Here is a 21,049-nt window from a genome sequence, read left to right on the forward strand (position 1 = left end):
TCAAACGCCGGGCAGGCTGAATACGCACGGCTCGGCCACATCCAGCCCCGCCGGCGTTTGAGGCGCCGCCGGAGGCGGGTGGGGCGCGGCCGCCGGACCGCTCAGGGACGCCCTCGAACGCCGGGCCGGCTGGAAGGGGGCTACGGGGTCGGGGTCTCGGGAGGGGCGGCTGCGGCGGCGGCCAGTTCCGCGGTGATGTCGGCCGGGCGACGCCAGCCGCGCTCGCCCCGCGCCAGCAGCCACGCGGTCGCCTCGGCGGGCGGCATCGCGGCCGCCACCAGCCACCCCTGCACCGCATCGCAGCCCAGGTCCCGCAGCCGCTCCCACGTCTCGTCGTCCTCGACGCCCTCGGCCACGACCAACAGCCCGAGCGAGTGCGCGAGGTCGACCGTGCACCGCACGATCTCCGCGTCCTGCGCGTCCACGGCCAGCCGCGCCACGAAGGACCGGTCGATCTTCAGCTCGCTGACGGGCAGCCGCCGCAGGTGGACCAGGGACGAGTACCCCGTCCCGAAGTCGTCGAGCGACATCTTCACGCCGTGCCCGGTCAACCCCGCCATCGTGTCGGCGGCCCGCTGCGGGTCCTCCAACAGGACGTGCTCCGTTATCTCCAGCTGGAGCCCGCTCGCCGGCACCCCGTGCCGGGCGAGTCGCGCCGCCACCGCCCCCGCGAAACCGGGGGTGTGGACGTCGCGCGGCGAGACGTTGACCGCGACCGGCACCTTCAGGCCCTGGGCCCGCCACCGGGCCACCTGGGCCAGCGCGGTCTCCAGCACGTACTCGGTCAGGTGCGGCATCAGACCGGAGGTCTCGGCGATCGCGATGAACTCGTCCGGGGGAACCCGCCCGCGCTCGGGGTGCACCCAGCGCACGAGGGCCTCCAGCCCGGCGACCTGTCCGTCGAAGCGGACCTTGGGCTGGTAGTGGAGCTCCACCTCGCCCGCGTCCAGGGCGCGCCGCAGGTCGCCGAGGAGGCCGAGCCGGTCGGGCGTGTTGCTGTCCCGCTTGGACTCGTAGACCTCGACCCCGGTGCGGTCCCGCTTGGCCTGGTACATCGCGACGTCGGCCCGCCGCAGCAGCCCCTCGGCGTCGAGGGCGTGGTCGGGGAAGACGGCGAGGCCCGCGCTGGCTTCCAGGACGAGGGTGAGCCCGTCGAGGTCGAGCGGCGAGCTGAGCTCGGCGACGAGGTGGCGGGCCACCCGCTGGGCGCTGGTGGTGGAGTCGGCGACGGGCAGCAGGACGGCGAACTCGTCGCCGCCGAGCCGGGCCACCTCGGCGTCCTGGGGCAGGGCCTGGCGGAGCCGGTCGGCGATCTGCAGGAGCAGCCGGTCGCCCGCGAGGTGGCCGAGGGTGTCGTTGACGGCGCGGAAGCGGTCGAGGTCGATGAGGACCAGCGCGGAGCGGGTGCCGATACGTTCAGCCTCGTCCAGGGCCCGCCAGGCACGCTCCAGCAGCCACTGCCGGTTGGGCAGTCCGGTGAGCGGGTCGCGCAGCTGCTCCTCGGCGCGCGCCCGGGCGATCCACAGGGTGGAGTCGAGGGCGATCAGCGGCACGGCGAACAGCGGCAGCAGGACGGGCAGGGTGATCGCGACCACGCAGATCAGCGGGGCGATGCCGAGGAGTGCGGCGGCGACTAACGCCTGCCGGATGAGCGCGGTGCGGGCGACGGTGGGCAGCCCGCCGCCGCGCGGGGTCAGCGCGAGCCACAGCAGGACCCGGGTGACCAGCAGGTAGGTGAGGGCGACGAGGATGATCTCGGGGATCGCTCCGGGTCCCCAGCCGGTCGGCTGCCAGGGCACCTCGACGCTGGGCGCCTGGCCGAAGACGCCGAGTACGAGCGCCCCCGCGCCGATGCCCAGGATGTCCGCGGAGCCGTGCAACAGGCCCTGGCGCCACCGGTGCCGGCGGGCGGCGCCGACGAGCGAGACGACGGCGAGCGAGACGAGCCCGGCCGGGATCCAGCCGTAGAGGATGAGCACGCCGAGGGTGAGGGCGGCGCCGGAACCGGTGCCGCCCCACCAGCGGTCGCGGCCGAGCGCGACGAGGTGGCCGACGATGATGCCGGTGAGCAGGGCGAGTCCCCAGCCGGCGGCGCCACCGGGGAAGAGGGGGTGACGTTCGCTCAGCGCGCGGGCGATGCCGACGACGAGGACCACGAGGGAGAGGCCGACGACGGCGAAGGGGACCGCGACGCGCCACCCCTGGACGGGCGCGCCCTGGCCACCGCCGGAGCCCGTCGAGACCCCGGTGTCGAGCGGGTGGGTCTCGGGGGTCCGGGCGCCCAGCACCCCGAACCGGGCGGCCGGGGCGGGACGCTCGGTCGCGGCCGGACGTCCGGGACGTTCGGTGCGCGGGGTCCGACCGGCCCGGGGCACGCGGCCGGCGCGGCGCGCGTGTTCGGCGCGGCTGCCCCGTCCTGTGGCGCGGTCGGCCCGTTCCGCCCGCAGCGACGGCGCCTCCCCGCCCGTCCCGCCGAAATCCGGTGGCGGGTCGGCGCTTTCGATGGGTTTCATGCCCGTCCCTCTCACAGCCGGCGATGCCGTTGCCTCGTGATGGCCCCGACGTCATGCCATCACGGCTGGATTCGCGTTCCGCAGCCGTGCACGACGGGCGCACCCCTCAACAGTAGGACGGGAGTGGCTCCCAAGTGCAGCGGTCGGCGGCGGTTGCCCGAATACGACCCAGCCATCCTCATCAGTACGGTATCCGCCGAACGGGTGAGGCCGGACCAGGACTTCCGGGCCACCCTTGCGATGATCCGACAGGTCAACGCCCTGCGGCTAGGCCGGTACCGGCCGTTCGCGACCGCCGTGTGCGCCCCGCGTGCGCCCGCCCGTACGGACGCACGCCACGCATCAGTTCGCTTCGACCTCCCCGGCGCCCCGTCACCGCTCGACCCACTCTCCTTCGTTACTCCGATTCGGCGGCGTCGTCCAGGGCCGCGGCGGGCTCCTCCAGCGGCAGAGCGGCCTCGCGCGCCGCGTCGGGGCCCTGTTCCAGCAGCACCGCGAAGCCCGCGTCGTCCAGGATCGAGAGCTTCAACTGGACGGCCTTGTCGTACTTGGAGCCCGGGTTGTCGCCGACGACGACGAAGGAGGTCTTCTTGGAGACGGAGCCGGTCACCTTGGCGCCGCGGCTCTGCAGGGCGTCCTTGGCGCCGTCGCGCGTGTGGCTCGCCAGCGTGCCGGTGACGACGACGGTCAGCCCCTCCAGCGGGCGCGGGCCCTCCTCCTCCGCCGAGGCCTCGTCCTCCATCCGCACCCCGGCGGCCCGCCACTTGGCGAGGATCTCCTGGTGCCAGTCGACCGCGAACCACTCCTTGAGCGCGGTGGCGATGATGGGGCCGACCCCCTCGGTGGCGCCCAGTTCCTCCTCCGTCGCCGCCTCGATGCGCTCGATGGAGCGGAACTCGCGGGCCAGCGCGGCCGCCGCGACCGGTCCGACGTGCCGGATCGAGAGGCCGTTGATGAAGCGGGCCAGCGGCCGGTCCTTGGCCGCCGCCACGTTCTCCAGCAGGGCCAGGGCGTTCTTCTTCGGCTCGCCCTTCTGGTTGGCGAAGACCGTGACGATCTTGGGCTCGCCGGTCTTCGGGTCGCGCTTGGGCAGCCCGCTGTCCGCGTCGAGGACGTACGCCTTGATGGGGAGCAGCGCCTCGATGGTGAGGTCGAAGAGGTCGCCCTCGTCCAGCAGCGGGGCGACGGCGGGTTCCAGCGGTCTGGTGAGCGCGGCGGCGGCGACCTTGCCGAAGTTCTCGATGTCCAGGCACTCGCGGCCGACGAGGTAGAAGAGCCGTTCGCGCAACTGGGCGGGGCAGGTCCGCGCGTTGGGACACCGCAGGTCGATGTCGCCTTCCTTCATCGGGCGCAGCGGGGTGCCGCACTCGGGGCAGTCGGCGGGCATCACGAACGCGCGCTCGCTGCCGTCGCGCAGGTCGACCACCGGTCCGAGGATCTCGGGGATGACGTCGCCGGCCTTGCGCAGGACCACGGTGTCGCCGATGAGGACGCCCTTGGCCTTGACCACCTGCTGGTTGTGCAGGGTAGCGAACTCGACCTCGGAACCGGCCACCGTCACCGGCTCGACCTGCGCGTACGGGGTGACGCGGCCGGTGCGGCCGACGCCGACCTTGATGTCGATCAGCTTGCTGTTGACCTCTTCGGGCGCGTACTTCCAGGCGATCGCCCAGCGCGGGGCGCGCGCGGTGGAGCCGAGCCGGCCCTGGAGGGGGATCTCGTCGAGCTTGACGACGACGCCGTCGATCTCGTGCGCCACCGAGTGCCGGTTCTCGCCGAAGTGGGCGATGAACGCGCGGACTTCGGCGAGGGAGGAGACCACCTTGTTGTGCTCGGCGGTGGGCAGGCCCCACTCGTGGAGCAGTTCGTAGGCGTGCGAGAGGCGGTCGATCTCGAAGCCCTCGCGGGCGCCGATGCCGTGGACCACCATGTGCAGCGGGCGGGTCGCGGTGACCTTGGGGTCCTTCTGGCGCAGCGAACCGGCGGCCGCGTTGCGCGGGTTGGCGAAGGGCTTGTCGCCCGCCTCGACCAGGCGGGCGTTGAGCTCCTCGAACTTCTCCATCGGGAAGTAGACCTCGCCGCGGATCTCGACGAGCGCCGGGATGCGGTCCCCGGCCAGCCGGTCGGGGATCTCGGCGATGGTGCGGACGTTGGGCGTGATGTCCTCACCGGTGCGGCCGTCGCCGCGGGTGGCGGCCCGGGTCAGCCGGCCGTTCTCGTAGGTGAGGTTGACGGCGAGGCCGTCGACCTTCAGCTCGCACAGGTAGTGGTAGTCGGAGGTGTTGACGTCCCGGGCCACCCGCTCGGCCCAGGCCGCCAACTCCTCGTCGTCGAAGGCGTTGTCGAGGGAGAGCAGCCGCTCGCGGTGCTCGACGGAGGCGAAGTCGGTGACGTAGGCCCCCGCCACCTTCTGGGTGGGCGAGTCGGGGGTGCGCAGCTGCGGGTACTGCTCCTCCAGCGCCTCCAGCGAGCGCAGCAGGGTGTCGAACTCGGCGTCGGTGACGACCGGCTGGTCGTTCACGTAGTACCGGAAGCGGTGCTCCTCGATCTGCTCGGCGAGCAGGGCGTGCTGCTCCAGCACTGCCGCCGGCGCGTCGGACGCGGCCGCCGCGCCCGCCGCCGTGCCGTCACCGTGCTTCTGTTCGGCTGCCATGCCGTGTCCTCCCGTGGGCCCGTCTCTACGTCACTCAGGGTTGTCGGCGAGCGACCTCGCCGCCTTGACGCAGTGGGCCATCGCCGCGCGGGCATATGCGGGCGAAGCGCCCGCCAGACCGCACGACGGGGTGACCACGACGGACTCCGCGAGGGTCCCCGGGGACAGTCCCAGCCTGCGCCAAAGCTTCCTGACACCCATGACGCTACCGCCCGGGTCCGACAACGGGCCGTCGGTGCTCGCCACCACTCCGGCGAAGAGTTTCATGCCGTCCTCGACGGCCTCGCCGATGGTGTCGTCCTCGCGCTCGGTGAGCAGGGAGAAATCGAACGAGACGCCCGTGACCCCGGCCCGCCGCAGCAGTGCGAAGGGCACGTCCGGCGCGCAGGAGTGCACGATGGTCTCGCCGTCGTGCACGGCGAACAGGTCCCGCAGCGCCCCCTCCACGACCTGTCGGTCGACGGCCCGGTAGGTGCGGTACTCGCTGGCGGTACGGACCTGCCCGCGCAGCACGGCGGTCAGCGAGGGCTCGTCGACCTGGAGCACGATCTCGGCGCCGGGGATCCGCTTGCGCACATCGGCCAGGTGCTCCCGGAGCCCTTCCGCCAGCGAGCCGGCCAGGTCCCGGCAGGCGCCCGGATCGCGCAGGACGGCCTCGCCGCCGTGCAGTTCCAGGGCGGCGGCGAGCGTCCACGGCCCGACCGCCTGGACCTTGAGCCTGCCCCGGTAGCCCTGGGTGAACTCCTCCAGCGCGTCGAGGTCCTCGCCGAGCCAGGACCGGGCCCGCTTGGTGTCCCGGCCGGGCCGGTCGCTCAGGCGCCACCCGCTGGGCTCGACGTGCGCGTACATATCGACGAGCAGCCCGAGGGAGCGGCCGATCATGTCGGCGCCGGGCCCGCGGGCGGGCAGCTCGGCGAGGTACGGGAAGTCCTCGAAGGACCCGGTGGCGGTCTTGGCGGCCTCGCGGGCGTCGCCGCCCGGCAGCGAGCCGACTCCGGTGGCGCCGGTCACGGGTGCGCTCATCGTCCGGGCCGCACGGAGAGGTCGTTGACCTCCGCGTCGCGGGGCAGGTCGAGGGCCATCAGGAGGGTCGTGGCGACGGACTCGGGGTCGATCCAGTCGGCCGCGTCGTAGCTCTCGCCCTCCTGGGAGCGGACCTTGGCCTGCATGGGGGTGGCGGTGCGGCCGGGGTACACGGAGGTGACGCGGATCCCGTTCGGCTTCTCCTCGGCGCGCAGCGAGTCGGCGAGCGCCCGCAGGCCGTGCTTGGAGGCGGCGTACGCGCCCCACTCGGCGTGCGCGGTGAGCCCGGCGCCGGAGTTCACGAAGAGGACCTGCCCGCGGGAAGCGCGCAGCGAGGGCAGCATGAGGCGGGTCAGTTCGGCGGGGGCGATGAGGTTGAGGTTGAGCTGCTGGTGCCAGGTCTTGGGCCGCAGCTCGGCGACGGGGCCGAGGTCGACGACCCCGGCGATGTGCAGCAGGGAGTCCAGCCGGTCGGGCAGCGGCTGGTGCGAGAAGGCCCAGGAGATCCGGTCGGGGTCCGCGAGGTCGGCGACGAGCGCGCGGGAGCCGGGGAAGAGGGCGGTCAGCTCCTTGCCGCGGGCGGCGTCCCGGGCGATGAGGATGAGGTCGTCGCCGCGCGCGTGCAGGCGGCGCGCGACGGCTGCGCCGATGCCGGATCCGGCGCCGGTGATGAGGTGAGTAGCCATACCGCCCATGCTCGCACCCCGTCCGGCCCGTCCGGCCCGCCCGGGCCGTCCCCTCAGAGCCCGGCGGCTTCGCGCAGCGCCGCGGCGGTCTTGGTGGCGTCGTACCCGGGGGCGACGCCGTCCAGGAGGACGACCTCGCCCGGGACGTGGCGGGTGCGCAGCGGGAGGATCTCCTGGTAGGCGGGCGAGGCGTACCAGGCGCGGGCCCGGTCGAGGTCCGGGAAGGAGATGAGGACGACGGTCCCGGGGAAGGGGCCCTCCAGGACCTCGGGGGTGGTGCCGTGGACGAGGAACGCGCCCCCGAAGGGGTCCATGGTGGCCTGGATCTCCTCGATGTAGCGCAGGACGTCGTCGTTCATCGTGTCGGGGCGTATGTGGGCGATGGCGTAGGCGGTCACGGCGGCCTCTTCCTCCGGGCGGATCCCTCGGCGGGACCGGCTGTTGGTCCGATCCTGCCCCGGTGGGCGGCCCCCGTCGATTACCCCGCGGGTCATGCCGCCGACGAGGGGCGGAAGGTGCGCCGGTAGGCGATCGGTGACACCCCGAGCGCGGTCCGCATGTGCTGGCGCAGGGAGTTGGCCGAACCGAAGCCGGCGCGGTGGGCCACCAGGTCCACCGGGAGGTCGCTGGACTCCAGCAACTGGCGCGCCAGCTCCAGGCGTTGGGCGGTCAGCCATTGCACGGGGGTGACCCCGACCTCGTCGCGGAAGCGCCGGGTGAAGGTGCGCAGGCTCATCCGGGCGTGCGCGGCCAGCTCGGCGAGCGAGAGCGGGGTGTCGAGCCTTTCCAGGGCCCAGGCGCGGGTGGCGGTGGTGGTCGCGACGGTGGCCTCGGGCACCGGGCGGTCGATGTACTGGGCCTGGCCGCCGTCCCGCCAGGGCGGGACCACGCAGAAGCGGGCGGCCCGGTTGGCGACGGCGCTGCCGTGGTCGCGGCGGACGAGGTGCAGGCAGAGGTCCATGCCGGCGGCCACGCCCGCGGAGGTGAGGACGTCGCCGTCGTCGACGAAGAGGACGTTCGGGTCGAGCGCGACGCGGGGGAAGGCCCGGCGGAACTTCTCCGCGTCGGCCCAGTGCGTGGTCGCGGGTCGCCCGTCGAGCAGGCCGGCGGCGGCCAGGACGTGCGAGCCGGTACAGATCGACACCAGCCGGGTGCCGGGCCGGATGACGGCCAGGGCGGCGAGCAGCTCGGGCGGCAGCGGCGCGCCCTCCAGCAGGTCGTCCATGGCGTGCGTGGGCGGGATGACGACGGTGTCCGCCGCCGCCAGGGCCTCGGGTCCGGCCGTGACGCCCACGGTGAAGCCGGCGTCGCTGGTCACCGGCCGCCCGTCGGCCGTGCAGACGACCGTCTCGTACAGCACCCGTCCGTCCTCGTCCCGGGCGTTTCCGAGGACGCGCGAGGGCATGCCCAGCTCGAAGGGGGCGACGCCTTCGAGGGCGAGTACGGCGACACGGTGCATGGCCAGATCCTGTCACATGGTGGCCAAACGGCCAACACCACGGGCGCCGGTCGGGCCGGAAGCTGGTGACACCTTCCGGAAGACCGGGGGGCAGCAGATCCGAAGCAGATCCGAAGCACATCGAGGAGACATCCATGCGCGCCGTCGTCGTCAGCCAGTGGGGCGGACCCGAGGTCCTCACCGACACCACGATCGACCGCCCCGAGCCGGGCCCGACCGAGGTCCTGGTGCGCGTCCACGCGGCCGGGGTGAACCCGGTCGACTGGAAGACCCGCGCCTCCGGCGCCCTCATCGAGTGGGGCGCTACCCCGATCCTCGGCTGGGACGTCTCGGGCACCGTCGAGGCCGTCGGGATGGGCGTCACCCTCTTCGCGCCCGGCGACGAGGTCTTCGGCATGCCGCACTTCCCGAAGCAGGCGGGCGCCTACGCCGAGTACGTCACCGCGCCCGCCCGGCACTTCGCGCTCAAGCCGGCCGCCCTCGACCACGTGGCCGCGGCCGCGCTGCCGCTGGCCGCGCTGACCGCCTGGCAGGCCCTGGTGGACACCGCGGACGTCCGGCCGGGCCAGCGGGTGCTGGTGCACGCCGCGGCGGGCGGGGTGGGCCACTTCGCGGTCCAGATCGCCAAGGCGCGCGGCGCGTACGTCATCGGCACCGCGAGCGCGGCCAAGCACGACGTGCTGCGCGAGCTGGGCGCCGACGAGCTGATCGACTACCGCAGCGCCGACTTCGCGGAGGTGGTGCGGGACGTGGACGTCGTGCTCGACACCATCGGCGGCGACTACGGGCGGCGCTCCCTGGCCGTGCTGAAGCCCGGCGGGCACCTGGTCACGATCGCGGGCGCCGAGGGCTTCGACGCGGAGGCGGCCGGGGTGCACCTGAGCGTGCTCCTGGTGGAGCCGGACCGCCAGGGCCTGCTCGCCCTGGCCGCGCTGGCCGAGGAGGGCGCCCTGCGACCCCTGATCGACACCGTGCTCCCGCTGACGGAGGCGGCGAAGGCCCACGAACTCGGCGAGCGGGGCCGGACCACCGGCAAGATCGTCCTGACGGTGGTCCCGGCCGAGAGGGCCTAGGCGGAGACAGCCGGGGCGGCCTTCGTGGTGGTGGCGATGGTGGCGGAGCCGACGACGCGGGTGCCGTCGTAGAGCACGATGGCCTGGCCGGGGGCCACGCCGCGGACCGGCTCGGTGAAGGAGACGCGGAGTTCGCCGTCGACCACCTCGGCGAAGACCTCGGTCTCGCCGCCGTGGGCGCGCAGCTGCGCGGTGTAGGTTCCGGGGGCCGCCGGGGTGGAGCCGCACCAGCGCGGGCGGATCGCGGTGAGGGCGCTGACGTCCAGGGCCTCGACGGGGCCGACGGTGACGGTGTTGTTCACCGGGGAGATGTCGAGGACGTAGCGCGGCTTGCCGTCGGCGGCCGGGTGGCCGATGCGCAGTCCCTTGCGCTGGCCGATGGTGAAGCCGAAGGCGCCCTCGTGGGTGCCGAGCTTCGCGCCGGACTCGTCCACGATGTCGCCCTCGGCCTTGCCGAGACGGCCGGCGAGGAAGCCCTGGGTGTCGCCGTCGGCGATGAAGCAGATGTCGTGGCTGTCGGGCTTCTTGGCGACGGCCAGGCCGCGCGCCTCGGCCTCGGCGCGGATCTCCTCCTTGGTGGTGAGGGTGTCACCGAGCGGGAAGAGGGCGTGGGCGAGCTGCTTCTCGTCCAGGACGCCGAGGACGTAGGACTGGTCCTTGGCCATGTCGGAGGCGCGGTGCAGCTCGCGGCTGCCGTCCTCCTTCAGCACGACGGTGGCGTAGTGGCCGGTGCAGACGGCGTCGAAGCCGAGGGCCAGGGCCTTGTCGAGCAGCGCGGCGAACTTGATCTTCTCGTTGCAGCGCAGGCAGGGGTTCGGGGTGCGCCCGGCCTCGTACTCGGCGATGAAGTCCTCGACGACGTCCTCGCGGAAGCGGTCGGCCAGGTCCCACACGTAGAAGGGGATGCCGATGACGTCCGCGGCGCGGCGGGCGTCGCGGGAGTCCTCGATCGTGCAACAGCCGCGGGCGCCGGTGCGGAAGGACTGCGGGTTCGCGGAGAGCGCGAGGTGGACGCCGGTCACCTCGTGCCCGGCTTCGGCCGCGCGGGCGGCGGCGACGGCGGAGTCCACGCCACCGGACATGGCGGCCAGGACGCGAAGGGGGCGGGTGCTCGGCAGGTTCTCAGTCATAGCACCGTCCAGGGTACGGGGAACCGCGCGGGGTCACAGCGCGTTATCGGGTGCGGGGGGTGGTTCGGATGGGTTCCAGGGGGCGCCGGGCGTTTTTGATCGGGGGGCTCGGGGTGGTCGCGGCCGGTGCCGTGGCGGGCCGGGACAGCATCGCGCGGGGCTGGTGGCTGCTGCCGGGGGTGCGCAAGCCGCGCCAGGAGGGTGCGCTGGATCACGCGGGCGCGAGCTGGTCGGCGGCCTCGCCGGCGAACTGGCGCCTGGCCGACCGGCCGGACGACTACCGCATCGACCGGATCGTGATCCATGTGACCCAGGGAGACTTCGCCTCGTCGGTGGAGGCCTTCCAGAACCCGTGGCACAAGGCGTCCGCGCACTACATAGTCCGCCAGGACGGGCACGTGGAGCAGATGGTCCGCGAGCTCGACGTCGCCTTCCACGCGGGCAGCCGCTCCATGAACGAGCGCAGCATCGGCATCGAGCACGAGGGCTTCGTCACGCGCCCGCGGGACTTCACGGACGCGATGTACGCCGCCTCCGCGCGGCTGGCCGCCGACATCTGCCGCCGGTACGGGATACCCGCCGACCGCAAGCACCTGCTCGGGCACTCCGAGGTGCCCGGCGCCGACCACACGGACCCCGGGCCGTACTGGGACTGGGACCGCTACCTGCGCCTGGTCGGCGAGCTGCTGCGCTGAGCGGTCCGGCTCAACTGAGGCCGGCGGTGCGGGCGCGCTCCACCGCCGGGCCGATGGCGGCGGCCACGGCGGCGACGTCCTCCTTGGTGGAGGTGTGCCCGAGGGAGAAGCGCAGGGTGCCGCGGGCCAGGTCGGGGTCCGTGCCGGTGGCCAGCAGCACGTGGCTCGGCTGGGCGACGCCCGCGGTGCAGGCGGAGCCGGTGGAGCACTCGATGCCCTGGGCGTCCAGGAGGAGCAGCAGGGAATCGCCCTCGCATCCGGGGAAGCTGAAGTGGGCGTTGGCGGGGAGGCGGTCGTCCGGGTCGCCGCCGAGGATGGCGTCCGGCACGGCGGCGCGGACGGCCGCGATCAGTTCGTCGCGCAGGGCGCCGACCTCGCGGGCGAAGGTCTCGCGGCGTTCGGTGGCCAGTACGGCGGCCACGGCGAAGGCGGCGATGGCGGGCACGTCGAGGGTCCCGGAGCGGACGTGGCGCTCCTGGCCGCCGCCGTGCAGGACGGGGACGGGGCTCTGGTCGCGGCCGAGGAGCAGTGCGCCGATGCCGTAGGGGCCGCCGATCTTGTGGCCGCTCACCGCCATGGCGGCGAGACCGCTGTCGGCGAAGCCGACGTCGAGCTGGCCGATGGCCTGGACGGCGTCGGAGTGCAGCGGGACGCCGAACTCGCGGGCGGTGCGGGCGAGTTCGTGGATCGGCATGACGGTGCCGATCTCGTTGTTGGCCCACATGACGGTGGCGAGGGCGATGTCGTCCGGGTTGCGGGCGATGGCCTCGCGGAAGGCCTCGGGGTGGACGCGGCCGTGGCCGTCGACCGGGAGGTACTCGACGCGGGCGCCCTCGTGCTCGCCGAGCCAGTGCACGGCGTCGAGGACGGCGTGGTGCTCCACGGGGCTGGCGAGGATCCGGGTCCGGGCCGGGTCGGCGTCGCGGCGGGCCCAGTACAGGCCCTTGACGGCGAGGTTGTCGGCCTCGGTGCCGCCAGCGGTGAAGACCACCTCGCTCGGGCGCGCGCCGAGTGCCTCGGCGAAGGCTTCGCGGGCCTCCTCGACGGTACGGCGGGCCCGGCGGCCGGCGGCGTGCAGGGAGGATGCGTTGCCCGTCGCGGCGAACTGCGCGGTCATCGCCGTGGCGGCCTCCGGCAGCATCGGCGTGGTGGCGGCGTGGTCGAGGTAGGCCATGATTCCCCGATTCTACGAGTCCCCGGGGCGGGGCCGGAACGGGCATCCAGCCGGCGGACGGGGGCGGGCCGTGGTCCTGGCCGGACGGGGGGTGTGGGGCGGGTCCTCAAACGCCGGACGGGCTGAAAAGGGCGGGGCCCACCGGCCGGGGCCCGGCGCCGGAGGACCGGGCCGGTCGGTGGGGTCCCGGGGTGGTGCGCGGGTGCCGGTCGGCTGGGCCTCCGGCGGGTCCTCAAACGCCGGACGGGCTGAAAAGGTCCAGCGTCGGCAGCGCGGGGCCCGGCGCCGGAGGACCGGGCCGGTCGGTGGGGTCCCGGGGTGGTGCGCGGGTGCCCGTCGGCTGGGCCTCCGGCGGGTCCTCAAACGCCGGACGGGCTGGAACGGGTCCGGCGTCGGCAGCGCGGGGCCCGGCGTAAGAGGAGAGGCGGGTCCTCGAACGCCGGACGGGCTGGAGCGGGGGGGGGGGGGGCCCCCAGGGGGGGGGGGGGGGGGGGGGGGGGGGGGGGGGGGTGGGGGGCGGGGGGGGGGGGGGGGGGGGGGTCCGCCAGGGGGGGGGGGGGGGGGGGGGGGCGCCCCCCCCCCCCGACGGGCTGGAACGGGTTAGGGGGTGGGGCGGGGGGCTCGGGCCAGTTGGCGGGATTGGGCCACCAGGTGGTTCGTGGAGTCCCATACCTCCGCGTCCTCCTCCAGCATGCCGCCGGCGAGGTTGCGCGTCGTGATCGAGACCCGCAGCGGGCCCGGCGCGGGCCGGCGACGGACGTGGGTGGTGAGTTCCAGGGTCGGGGTCCAGCCGATGAGGCCGAGGTCGAAGGAGGTCGGCGGGAGCGCGTCCACGACGAGGAGGAGGGACAGCGGGTCGGCGTCCCGGCCGTCGGCCAGTTCGAACCAGGCCCGCATCTCGCCCTTGCCGGACGGCGCGCCCACCGCCCAGCCCGCGGTGGCCGGATCCAGCCGCAACCGGAGGCGGTCGACGATGGCCGAGCTGCCGGGGATCGGGGCCGGGCCCGCCTCGGCGCCCAGGCAGTCGGCGTAGGCCGGCATCACCGGCGGCGTGGCCGTCGTACGGACGTCCTCGGGCAGCGCGGCGAGGTCGCCGTAGGACGCGAGGACGCGGATGCGCTCGACCTCGACGCCGTTCTCGTCGTACTGGAACAGCGAGGCCTGGCCCGTGGACAGCGCGCGCCCCGCCCGGACCACCTGGGTGCGGATCACGGCGGGGCCGGGAACCGACGAGGTCAGGTAGTGGGCGGACACCGTGAAGGGGTCCGGGTGCGGCAGGGCCGCCGACAGGGCCCGGCCGACCAGGGCGAGCAGGTACCCGCCGTTGACGGCGGTGATGATCGTCCATCCACCGGAGAGTTCGGCGTCGTACACACCGGGCTCGTCCGCGCGCTCGATGACGGCGGTGTCGCGGTCGAATTCGCTGTCGCCGATGGCGGCCGACGCCGCTGCTGCCGCTGCTGCTTGAGACATGGAACGAGGGTAACCCCGACCCCTACTAAGCGGTAGCTTTTCTTTTACGGCTCCTCCGGGACCGACGAGCGACGGTTCCAGGCCAGCGGCGCCCGCCAGTGGTAGCGCATCGCCAGCAGCCGCAGCACGAAGGTGGTCACGATCGCGATGCCACTGGTCACGGCGTTGAGCATGCCGAGGGAGATGAAGACGGCCACCATCGCGGCCCCGATGATCGCGGGCACGGCGTACATCTCGCGGTCGCGCAGCAGCGAGGGCACCTCGTTGACGAGTACGTCGCGCAGGACGCCCCCGCCGACCGCCGTGGCCAGGCCGAGGGCGGCCGAAGCGGTCAGGCCGAGGCCGTACTCGTAGGCCTTGGTCGTGCCCGTCACGCAGAACAGGCCGAGGCCCGCCGCGTCGAAGACGTTGATGGCGCGGTTGATCCGCTGCACCTCGGGGTGCAGGAAGAACACCAGGGCCGCGGCGACCAGCGGGGTGACGAAGAAGCTCAGCTCGCCGAAGGCGGCCGGGGGGACGGCGCCGATGACCAGGTCGCGCAGGAGTCCGCCGCCGAGGGCGGTGACGAGCGCGAGGACGGCGATGCCGAAGACGTCGAAGTTCTTGCGGACCGCGAGCAGCGCGCCCGCGGTGGCGAAGACGAAGATGCCCGCGAGGTCCAGGGCATGCTGGACGCCGGGCGGGAAGAGATCGTGGGGCACCGGGTCATTGTGCCGGGCGCCTGGCGGCGGGCCGCGCCATCGTGGGTGCGGGTCACTGTCGGGGCTCCGCCCCGGACCCCGCTCCTCAAACGCCGGAGAGGCTGAAATACGAACGCGCGCCCGGGGGCCGGCGAGGCTCGCCGGCGCCCGGGCGCGCTCCGGGCTATACGGCGGAAGCCTCGGCCGTCGCCGGGGTGTCCGCGTTCTCCGGGTGGTGGCAGGCCACCTCGTGGCCCGGCTTCAGGGCCACCAGCGGCGGTTCCTGCTTGCCGCAGATCTCGGTCGCCTTCCAGCACCGCGTGTGGAAGCGGCAGCCGCTCGGCGGGGAGATCGGCGAGGGGACGTCGCCCTTGAGCAGGATGCGCCCGCTCTTGACGCCCCGGCGGCGCGGGTCGGGGACGGGCACGGCCGACAGGAGCGCCTTGGTGTACGGGTGCATGGGGCTCGCGTACAGGGAGTCCCGGTCCGTCAACTCGACGATCTTGCCGAGGTACATCACCGCGATCCGGTCCGAGACGTGCCGGATGACCGACAGGTCGTGGGCGATGATCACGTAGGTGAGGCCCAGCTCCTCCTGGAGGTCGTCCAGCAGGTTCACCACCTGGGCCTGGATCGAGACGTCCAGCGCCGACACCGGCTCGTCCGCGACGACGAGCTTCGGCTTCAGCGCCAGGGCCCGCGCGATGCCGATGCGCTGGCGCTGGCCGCCGGAGAACTCGTGCGGGTAGCGGTTGTAGTGCTCGGGGTTCAGGCCCACCAGCGACAGCAGCCGCTGGACCTCCGCCTTGAGTCCGCCCTCGGGATGCACGCCCTGGAGCTTGAAGGGGGCGCCGACGATGGTGCCGACCGTGTGGCGCGGGTTCAGCGAGCCGTACGGGTCCTGGAAGATCATCTGGACGTCACGGCGCAGCGGCCGCATCGCCCCCACGCCGAGGTGGGTGATGTCCTTGCCCTCGAACTCCACCGTGCCACCGGTCGGTTCGAGCAGCCGGGTGATCAGTCGGCCCATGGTCGACTTGCCGCAGCCGGACTCGCCGACGATGCCGAGGGTCTCACCGCGGCGGACGTCGAAGTCGATGCCGTCGACGGCCTTCACGGCCCCGGCCTGGCGGCGCAGCAGCCCCTTGTGGATGGGGAAGTGCTTGACGAGGCCGGTGACCTTGAGCAGGGGCTCCTCGGCGGTGCCGGCGCCGTCGGCGGTCCGGTCCGCCGCCTGCTCCGCCGTCTTCTTCACGTCCGTCGTATCGGTCACAGCTTCGGCGCAATCTCTTCGGTCCAGATCCGGGTCCGGTCCTCCTGCGACATGTGGCAGGCGGACCAGTGTCCGGCACTGGTCAGGGCCAGCTCGGGCCGCTGGGTGCGGGTGACGCCGCCCTTGGGCACGTCGGCGAACGGGCAGCGCGGGTGGAAGGCGCAGCCGCTCGGGATGTTGATCAGGCTGGGCGGCGAGCCCTTGACCGGGATCAGCCGCTCGGTCTGGTCGCGGTCGATGCGCGGCATGGAGCCGAGCAGGCCCCAGGTGTACGGGTGCCGGGGCTCGTAGAAGACCTGCTCCGCGCTGCCGCGCTCGACGCAGCGGCCGCCGTACATCACGAGGATCTCGTCGGCCATCTCGGCGACCACGCCCAGGTCGTGCGTGATCATGATGACGGCCGAGCCGAACTCCTTCTGCAGGTCGCGGATCAGGTCGAGGATCTGCGCCTGGACGGTGACGTCGAGGGCGGTCGTCGGCTCGTCCGCGATGAGCAGTTCGGGGTTGTTGACCAGGGCCATCGCGATCATCGCGCGCTGGCGCATGCCGCCGGAGAACTCGTGCGGGTAGGAGTCCACCCGCTGGTGCGGCTCGGGGATCCCGACCCGGTCGAGCATCTCGATGGCCCGCGTGCGGGCCGCCTTCTTGTCGACGTTCTGGTGGGTCCGGTAGGCCTCGATGATCTGCTTGCCGACCGAGTAGTACGGGTGCATCGCGGACAGCGGGTCCTGGAAGACCATCGCCATCTTCTGCCCGCGGAGCTTGCGCACGTCGTCGGCGTCCGCGCGGACCAGGTCCTCGCCGTCCAGCAGCACCTCGCCGGAGATGTGCGGGCGGCTGCGGGCGTTGCCGGTGCGGTGCAGGCCCATGATGGCCAGCGAGGTCACCGACTTGCCCGAGCCGGACTCGCCGACGATGCCGAGCGTCTTGCCGCGCTCCAGATCGAAGGAGAGTCCGTCGACGGACTTGACCAGGCCGTCGTCGGTCGGGAAGTGGACCTTGAGGTCGCGCACCGAGAGGAAGGCACGGGCGGGATCCGAGGGACCCGCCTGCTCGGGCACGAGGGAAGGGGTCGAAGGGGTCTCGGTCACGTCAGCCTCACGCGCGGGTCGATGACGGCGTACAGCATGTCCACGATCAGGTTGGCCATCACCACGAAGAGCGCGGCGAGCAGGGTGATCCCCATGATCACGGGGAGGTCGCCCTGGCCGATGGCGGCGACGGCCGCCGTTCCCAGACCCTGGAAGTTGAAGGTCGTCTCGGTCAGTACCGCGCCACCGAGGAGTCCGCCGAGGTCGAGGCCGAACATCGTGACGATCGGGGTGAGCGTGGAGCGCAGGGCGTGCTTGCGGATGACCACGCGCTCGGTGAGGCCCTTGGCCCGGGCGGTACGGATGTAGTCCTCGCCCATCACCTCCAGCATCGTGGCGCGGGTGATGCGGGCGTAGGTGGCGGCGAAGAGGAAGGCCAGGGTGATCCAGGGCAGGATCATGCTGTTGAGCCAGGCCGCCGGATCCTCGGTGATGGGGCGGTAGTTGGAGACGTCCAGCCAGCCGAGGCCGTAGACGAGGACGGCCGGGGCGACCATGCCGGTGAAGAAGATGGGGAGCGAGACGCCGGCGAGCGCACCGACCATGACCGTTCGGTCGATGGCCGTTCGGCGTTTGAGCGCCGAGATGACGCCGGTGGCCACGCCCGCGAGCACCCAGATGACGGCGGCTCCCGAGGCGAGCGAGAGGGTGACCGGCATGCGGCTGGTCATCAGCTCCCAGACGGGGGCCTCGCTCTTGAAGGAGTAGCCGAAGCAGGGGGCGGGGCAGTGCGTCTGCTCGACGCCGGAGTCGTAGTCGCGACCGGCCACGACTCCCTTGAGGAAGAGCAAGTACTGCTCGGAAATGGGCTTGTCGAAGCCCATCTTCACGCGGATGCCCGCCAAGGCGGTTTCGTTGGTCTCGCGGCCGGCGTACATGAGCGCCGGGTCGGACCCGGTGATCTTCGGCACCGCGAAGAAGATGCCAAAGGTGACCACGGAGACCACCAGCAGAGTGGCGACGACATTGAACAGCCGCCTGATGAGGTAGACGAGCACTGCAGTCGGCCGCTCCGGCGGGTGGCCGCCGCCCCTCGTGGGGACGGCAGCCACCGCCTAACGGCCTTCACCTGCCCTTCGGACTAGCGCATGTGCGGTGAAGGCACGTGCCGACTGTTACTTGACGACGCCGAGGGTGGCGAGGTCGATGCGGCCCATGGAGTCGTTGAAGTAGACGTTCGTCAGCCGCGGGTTGTGGTAGACGAGGGCCTTGTCGAAGTTGATGGGAAGGTAGAGCGCCTTCTCCATGACCTTCTTGTTGATGTCGGTGTAGAAGGGCGCGGCCTCTTCCGGCGTGGCGGCGGAGGCGGCCTTCTTGAACAGCCCGTTGACCTCGGGGTCGTTCAGCATCGTGTAGTTGTTGTTGCCGTTCGGCAGGATGAACGAGCCGTCCACCAGCGGCTGCAGGAAGCCGGCGCCGCTGTTGAAGTCGGCACCCCAGCCCATGACGATGATGCCGTAGTTCTTCTTCTTCACGTTCTCGGGCGAACCGATCGTGGAGGAGGAGAGCTTGCCGTCGTACTGGTCGATCGAGGCTTCGATGTTGACGGCCTTGAGCGCGGCCTGGAGCGACTCGGCGGTCTTGACCTCGGGGGCGCGGTTGTTGCGCACCGCGATGGTGGTCTTGAAGCCGTTGGGCAGGCCACAAGCGGCGAGCGCGGCCTTGGCCTTGTCGACCTGCGGCGCGCCGGCGGTCAGGCCCCACGGGTCGTAGGACTTGTCGGAGCCGGGGATGCCGGGCGGCAGCATGTTCGCGCCGAGGTCACCGCTGGTCGGGCCGCCGCGGGCGGTCTGCAGCGACTTCGGGTCGGCCGCGTAGATGACGGCCTTGCGGCACTCGATGTTGTCGAACGGCGCGACCGTCTGCGGGAAGGCCATGTAGCGGATGTAGCCCGTGAAGGGGTTGTCCGCGTTCTTCTTCAGGTCCGGGGTCTGCAGGATCTTGTTCTTCGCGGCCTGCTGGACGCCGGTGCCGTCGACGGCGAGGTCGATGTCGCCGCTGAGCAGACGCTGGTCCATGTCGTCCGGGTTGGTGGTGACCGTGAAGGAGACCTTGTCCGGCAGCGCCTTGCGGACCGTGTCGGTCTTCGGGTCCCAGTTCTCGTTGCGGACGAAGGTGGCGCCCTTGCCCGCGGTGAAGGACTCGACCTTGTACGGGCCCGTGGAGACGGGCTTGTTGGTGTACTTGGCGCCCTCGTCCTTGGCGACCGGGACCGGCGAGGAGGACGGCATGGCCAGCAGGTAGCTGAAGTCCGAGTTGGCGCTCGCCAGGTTGAAGACGATCGTCTTGTCGTCCGGCGTCTGGACGGACTTGAGACCCATCTTGTTCGGGTCGGTGTCCTTGTACGGGCCGGGGTACTTCTGGCCCTGGTCCAGCTGGTCGATCAGGTACGTCGGACCACCGGAGAGGACGTCCTGCGCGAAGACGCGCTCGACGCCGTACTTGATGTCCTTCGAGGTGATCGGCGTGCCGTCCTCGAACTTCACGCCGTCCTTGAGCTTCAGCGTGTAGGTCTTGCCGTCGTTGCTGAGCACCGGCAGGGCCTCGGCGAGGTCCGGGACCAGCTTGGTGCCGTCCTTGCCCGGCTTGCTGTCGTAGGCCAGCAGCTGGCGGATGTACAGGCGCTGGATGTTCCAGACGAAGCCGTAGTAGGCGCGCGCCGGGTCGAGGTAGTCGACGTCCTGGGGCGACCAGAGCTTGAGCTCGCCGCCCTTCTTGTCGGACGCGTTGACGACGCCCTTGGTCGCGGCGTCGAAGGCTGCTCCGGTGGAGGCCTTGCCGTCCTTCGCGCCGTCATCGCCCTTGCCACCGCACGCGGCGGTCAGCGACAGGGCTGCGACCACGGCGGTGATCGCGATTGCCTGCTTTCTGCGGATCACGTTTGTCCAACCTCCATGAGTGGATGACATGAGTGGATGAGTCGAGGACTCGGATCAGTTGCCCTTGGGGTCGAGCGCGTCGCGCAGACCGTCCCCGAAGAGGTTGAACGCCAGGACGGTGATGAAGATCGTCACACCGGGGACCACCATGTACATGGGGTCGAACTGGTAGATGGGGACGGCGTCGGAGAGCATCTTTCCCCAGGACGCGGTGGGCGGTTTGACGCCCGCGCCGAGGAAGCTCAGGGCCGCTTCCGTCAGGATGTTGGTCGGGATGATCAGCGTCGAGTAGACGAGGATCGGCGCGACCAGGTTCGGCAGCAGCTCCTTGAACAGGATGTACGCCCGGCCCGCGCCGAGGCTGCGGGCGGCCTCCACGTACTCGCGCTCGCGCAGCGAGATCGTCTGGCCGCGCACGATCCGGCCGATGTACGGCCAGCCGAAGAAGCCGATCACCAGGACCAGGACGCCCATCCTGACGCCCGAACCCTCGAACCCCCAGAGGGAGTTGGGGACCACGGATACCAGGGCGATGGTGAACAGCAGCTGCGGGAAGGCCAGCAGCAGGTCCATGACGCGGCTGATGACTCCGTCGACCCAGCCACCGAGGAAGCCCGCCAGCGTGCCCAGCAGGCTGCCGATGACCACGGAGACGATGGCGGCCAGGAAGGCGACGGTCAGGGAGATGCGGGCGCCGTAGACGATCCGGCTGAACACGTCGCGACCGTTGGTGGGTTCGACGCCGAGCAGGAAGTCGGAACTCATTCCGCCGTAGGAGCCGATCGGTGTGCCCAGGTTCGGGTCGATCAGGTCCTCGTGGAACTCGTTGGGCGGGTGGCCCAGCAGGCTCACGATCTGCGGCGCGAACACCGCCACCAGGATCAGGAGGAGCACAACGATTCCGCCCGTGAGCGCGACCTTGTCGCGCTTGAGCCGCATCCAGGCGATGCGGCCGGGTGAGCGGCCTTCGATGGCCTTGGCTGGGACGTCGGCTACGGACACGAGAGCGGGCGTTTCCGCGCTCGTGTCATGCAGTGGTGCCGTCATCGTGGTGGGGACCCCTCTCGGCCGACGGGTGGGTCGGCCCATGCCCGCCGCTGTGGCGGCGTTGGTGCGGAGTGGCGCTCGGAGTGCGTGGGACGGTGCGCCCGGGTGTGGCCGTACGGCACACGGGAGTGCACGGAACTGCGGGGACTGCGCGTACTACGGGGACTGCGTTTGCTTCAGTGCGTTGTCTTCGGTGGGGC

17 protein-coding genes are annotated in these 21,049 nt (G+C 72.2%); 2 read left to right on the forward strand and 15 right to left on the reverse strand.

From position 1 onward, the window contains the following. Positions 1-140 precede the first annotated feature (140 nt). The 6 genes from ACZ4UB_RS13455 to ACZ4UB_RS13480 all read right to left on the reverse strand — a co-directional run bounded on the left by ACZ4UB_RS13455 (position 141) and on the right by ACZ4UB_RS13480 (position 8,334). Positions 141-2,513: a putative bifunctional diguanylate cyclase/phosphodiesterase gene (locus tag ACZ4UB_RS13455; protein WP_468070238.1), complete on the reverse strand. Its 2,373-nt coding sequence runs from the start codon at positions 2,511-2,513 to the stop codon at positions 141-143. Between the two features lie 397 nt (positions 2,514-2,910). Then, on the reverse strand, positions 2,911-5,166 hold the full coding sequence (gene ligA / locus ACZ4UB_RS13460; protein WP_354380006.1) for an NAD-dependent DNA ligase LigA: 2,256 nt from the start codon (positions 5,164-5,166) through the stop codon (positions 2,911-2,913). A gap of 30 nt (positions 5,167-5,196) precedes the next feature. After that, positions 5,197-6,189, reverse strand: coding sequence for a methionine synthase (locus tag ACZ4UB_RS13465; RefSeq protein ID WP_468070239.1), 993 nt, complete (start codon positions 6,187-6,189; stop codon positions 5,197-5,199). Beyond that, entirely contained in the window at positions 6,186-6,875 is a 690-nt protein-coding gene (locus tag ACZ4UB_RS13470) for an SDR family oxidoreductase (protein ID WP_468070240.1), read from the reverse strand. Before ACZ4UB_RS13470 ends, ACZ4UB_RS13465 begins: the two co-directional genes overlap by 4 nt. A gap of 53 nt (positions 6,876-6,928) precedes the next feature. Continuing rightward, on the reverse strand, positions 6,929-7,273 hold the full coding sequence (locus ACZ4UB_RS13475) for a DUF1330 domain-containing protein (RefSeq protein WP_385779563.1): 345 nt from the start codon (positions 7,271-7,273) through the stop codon (positions 6,929-6,931). 92 nt (positions 7,274-7,365) lie between these two features. Continuing rightward, positions 7,366-8,334, reverse strand: coding sequence for a GlxA family transcriptional regulator (locus tag ACZ4UB_RS13480; protein WP_468070241.1), 969 nt, complete (start codon positions 8,332-8,334; stop codon positions 7,366-7,368). Positions 8,335-8,468: 134 nt separating this feature from the next. Here ACZ4UB_RS13480 and ACZ4UB_RS13485 point away from each other — a divergent pair, with 134 nt between their 5' ends. After that, on the forward strand, positions 8,469-9,407 hold the full coding sequence (locus tag ACZ4UB_RS13485) for an NADP-dependent oxidoreductase (RefSeq protein ID WP_468070242.1): 939 nt from the start codon (positions 8,469-8,471) through the stop codon (positions 9,405-9,407). On the opposite strand, the gene mnmA is transcribed toward ACZ4UB_RS13485, so the two are convergent. Further along, positions 9,404-10,537 (reverse strand): tRNA 2-thiouridine(34) synthase MnmA, encoded by a 1,134-nt coding sequence (mnmA, locus tag ACZ4UB_RS13490; protein ID WP_468070243.1) that lies wholly within the window; start codon positions 10,535-10,537, stop codon positions 9,404-9,406. The genes ACZ4UB_RS13485 and mnmA overlap by 4 nt on opposite strands. A gap of 68 nt (positions 10,538-10,605) precedes the next feature. Between mnmA and ACZ4UB_RS13495 the strand changes: the two genes are divergently transcribed. Next, the gene (locus ACZ4UB_RS13495; protein WP_354379999.1) at positions 10,606-11,232 is read left to right on the forward strand and encodes an N-acetylmuramoyl-L-alanine amidase; all 627 of its coding nucleotides are present in this window, start codon (positions 10,606-10,608) and stop codon (positions 11,230-11,232) included. A 10-nt stretch (positions 11,233-11,242) separates the two neighbouring features. Here ACZ4UB_RS13495 and ACZ4UB_RS13500 read toward each other — a convergent pair whose 3' ends face one another. The 8 genes from ACZ4UB_RS13500 to ACZ4UB_RS13535 form a co-directional block, all read right to left on the reverse strand. Continuing rightward, on the reverse strand, positions 11,243-12,406 hold the full coding sequence (locus ACZ4UB_RS13500) for a cysteine desulfurase family protein (RefSeq protein WP_468070244.1): 1,164 nt from the start codon (positions 12,404-12,406) through the stop codon (positions 11,243-11,245). A gap of 600 nt (positions 12,407-13,006) precedes the next feature. Further along, positions 13,007-13,879 (reverse strand): thioesterase family protein, encoded by an 873-nt coding sequence (locus ACZ4UB_RS13505; RefSeq protein WP_468070245.1) that lies wholly within the window; start codon positions 13,877-13,879, stop codon positions 13,007-13,009. A gap of 44 nt (positions 13,880-13,923) precedes the next feature. Further along, entirely contained in the window at positions 13,924-14,580 is a 657-nt protein-coding gene (locus ACZ4UB_RS13510) for a trimeric intracellular cation channel family protein (RefSeq protein WP_354379996.1), read from the reverse strand. 163 nt (positions 14,581-14,743) lie between these two features. Further along, the gene (locus ACZ4UB_RS13515) at positions 14,744-15,832 is read right to left on the reverse strand and encodes an ABC transporter ATP-binding protein (RefSeq protein ID WP_468070246.1); all 1,089 of its coding nucleotides are present in this window, start codon (positions 15,830-15,832) and stop codon (positions 14,744-14,746) included. Further along, the gene (locus ACZ4UB_RS13520; protein ID WP_468070247.1) at positions 15,829-16,923 is read right to left on the reverse strand and encodes an ABC transporter ATP-binding protein; all 1,095 of its coding nucleotides are present in this window, start codon (positions 16,921-16,923) and stop codon (positions 15,829-15,831) included. The genes ACZ4UB_RS13515 and ACZ4UB_RS13520 overlap by 4 nt, the downstream gene beginning before the upstream one ends. Next, entirely contained in the window at positions 16,920-17,921 is a 1,002-nt protein-coding gene (locus ACZ4UB_RS13525; protein ID WP_354380114.1) for an ABC transporter permease, read from the reverse strand. Before ACZ4UB_RS13525 ends, ACZ4UB_RS13520 begins: the two co-directional genes overlap by 4 nt. Positions 17,922-18,038: 117 nt before the next feature. Further along, a complete protein-coding gene (locus tag ACZ4UB_RS13530) occupies positions 18,039-19,832 on the reverse strand; it encodes an ABC transporter substrate-binding protein (RefSeq protein WP_468070248.1) in 1,794 nt (597 codons plus the stop codon). 24 nt (positions 19,833-19,856) lie between these two features. Next, positions 19,857-20,849: an ABC transporter permease gene (locus ACZ4UB_RS13535; RefSeq protein WP_468070249.1), complete on the reverse strand. Its 993-nt coding sequence runs from the start codon at positions 20,847-20,849 to the stop codon at positions 19,857-19,859. Positions 20,850-21,049 lie beyond the last annotated feature (200 nt).

It is taken from the genome of Streptomyces sp. NPDC028419 (assembly GCF_055565515.1).

Excerpts from the sequence above, each read along its gene's own strand:
- ACZ4UB_RS13455 (WP_468070238.1), bottom strand. The coding sequence starts at position 2,513 with ATGAAACCCATCGAAAGCGCCGACCCGCCACCGGATTTCGGCGGGACG.
- ligA (WP_354380006.1), bottom strand. The coding sequence starts at position 5,166 with ATGGCAGCCGAACAGAAGCACGGTGACGGCACGGCGGCGGGCGCGGCG.
- ACZ4UB_RS13465 (WP_468070239.1), bottom strand. The coding sequence starts at position 6,189 with ATGAGCGCACCCGTGACCGGCGCCACCGGAGTCGGCTCGCTGCCGGGC.
- ACZ4UB_RS13470 (WP_468070240.1), bottom strand. The coding sequence starts at position 6,875 with ATGGCTACTCACCTCATCACCGGCGCCGGATCCGGCATCGGCGCAGCC.
- ACZ4UB_RS13480 (WP_468070241.1), bottom strand. The coding sequence starts at position 8,334 with ATGCACCGTGTCGCCGTACTCGCCCTCGAAGGCGTCGCCCCCTTCGAG.
- ACZ4UB_RS13485 (WP_468070242.1), top strand. The coding sequence starts at position 8,469 with ATGCGCGCCGTCGTCGTCAGCCAGTGGGGCGGACCCGAGGTCCTCACC.
- mnmA (WP_468070243.1), bottom strand. The coding sequence starts at position 10,537 with ATGACTGAGAACCTGCCGAGCACCCGCCCCCTTCGCGTCCTGGCCGCC.
- ACZ4UB_RS13495 (WP_354379999.1), top strand. The coding sequence starts at position 10,606 with ATGGGTTCCAGGGGGCGCCGGGCGTTTTTGATCGGGGGGCTCGGGGTG.
- ACZ4UB_RS13500 (WP_468070244.1), bottom strand. The coding sequence starts at position 12,406 with ATGGCCTACCTCGACCACGCCGCCACCACGCCGATGCTGCCGGAGGCC.
- ACZ4UB_RS13505 (WP_468070245.1), bottom strand. The coding sequence starts at position 13,879 with ATGTCTCAAGCAGCAGCGGCAGCAGCGGCGTCGGCCGCCATCGGCGAC.
- ACZ4UB_RS13530 (WP_468070248.1), bottom strand. The coding sequence starts at position 19,832 with ATGTCATCCACTCATGGAGGTTGGACAAACGTGATCCGCAGAAAGCAG.
- ACZ4UB_RS13535 (WP_468070249.1), bottom strand. The coding sequence starts at position 20,849 with ATGACGGCACCACTGCATGACACGAGCGCGGAAACGCCCGCTCTCGTG.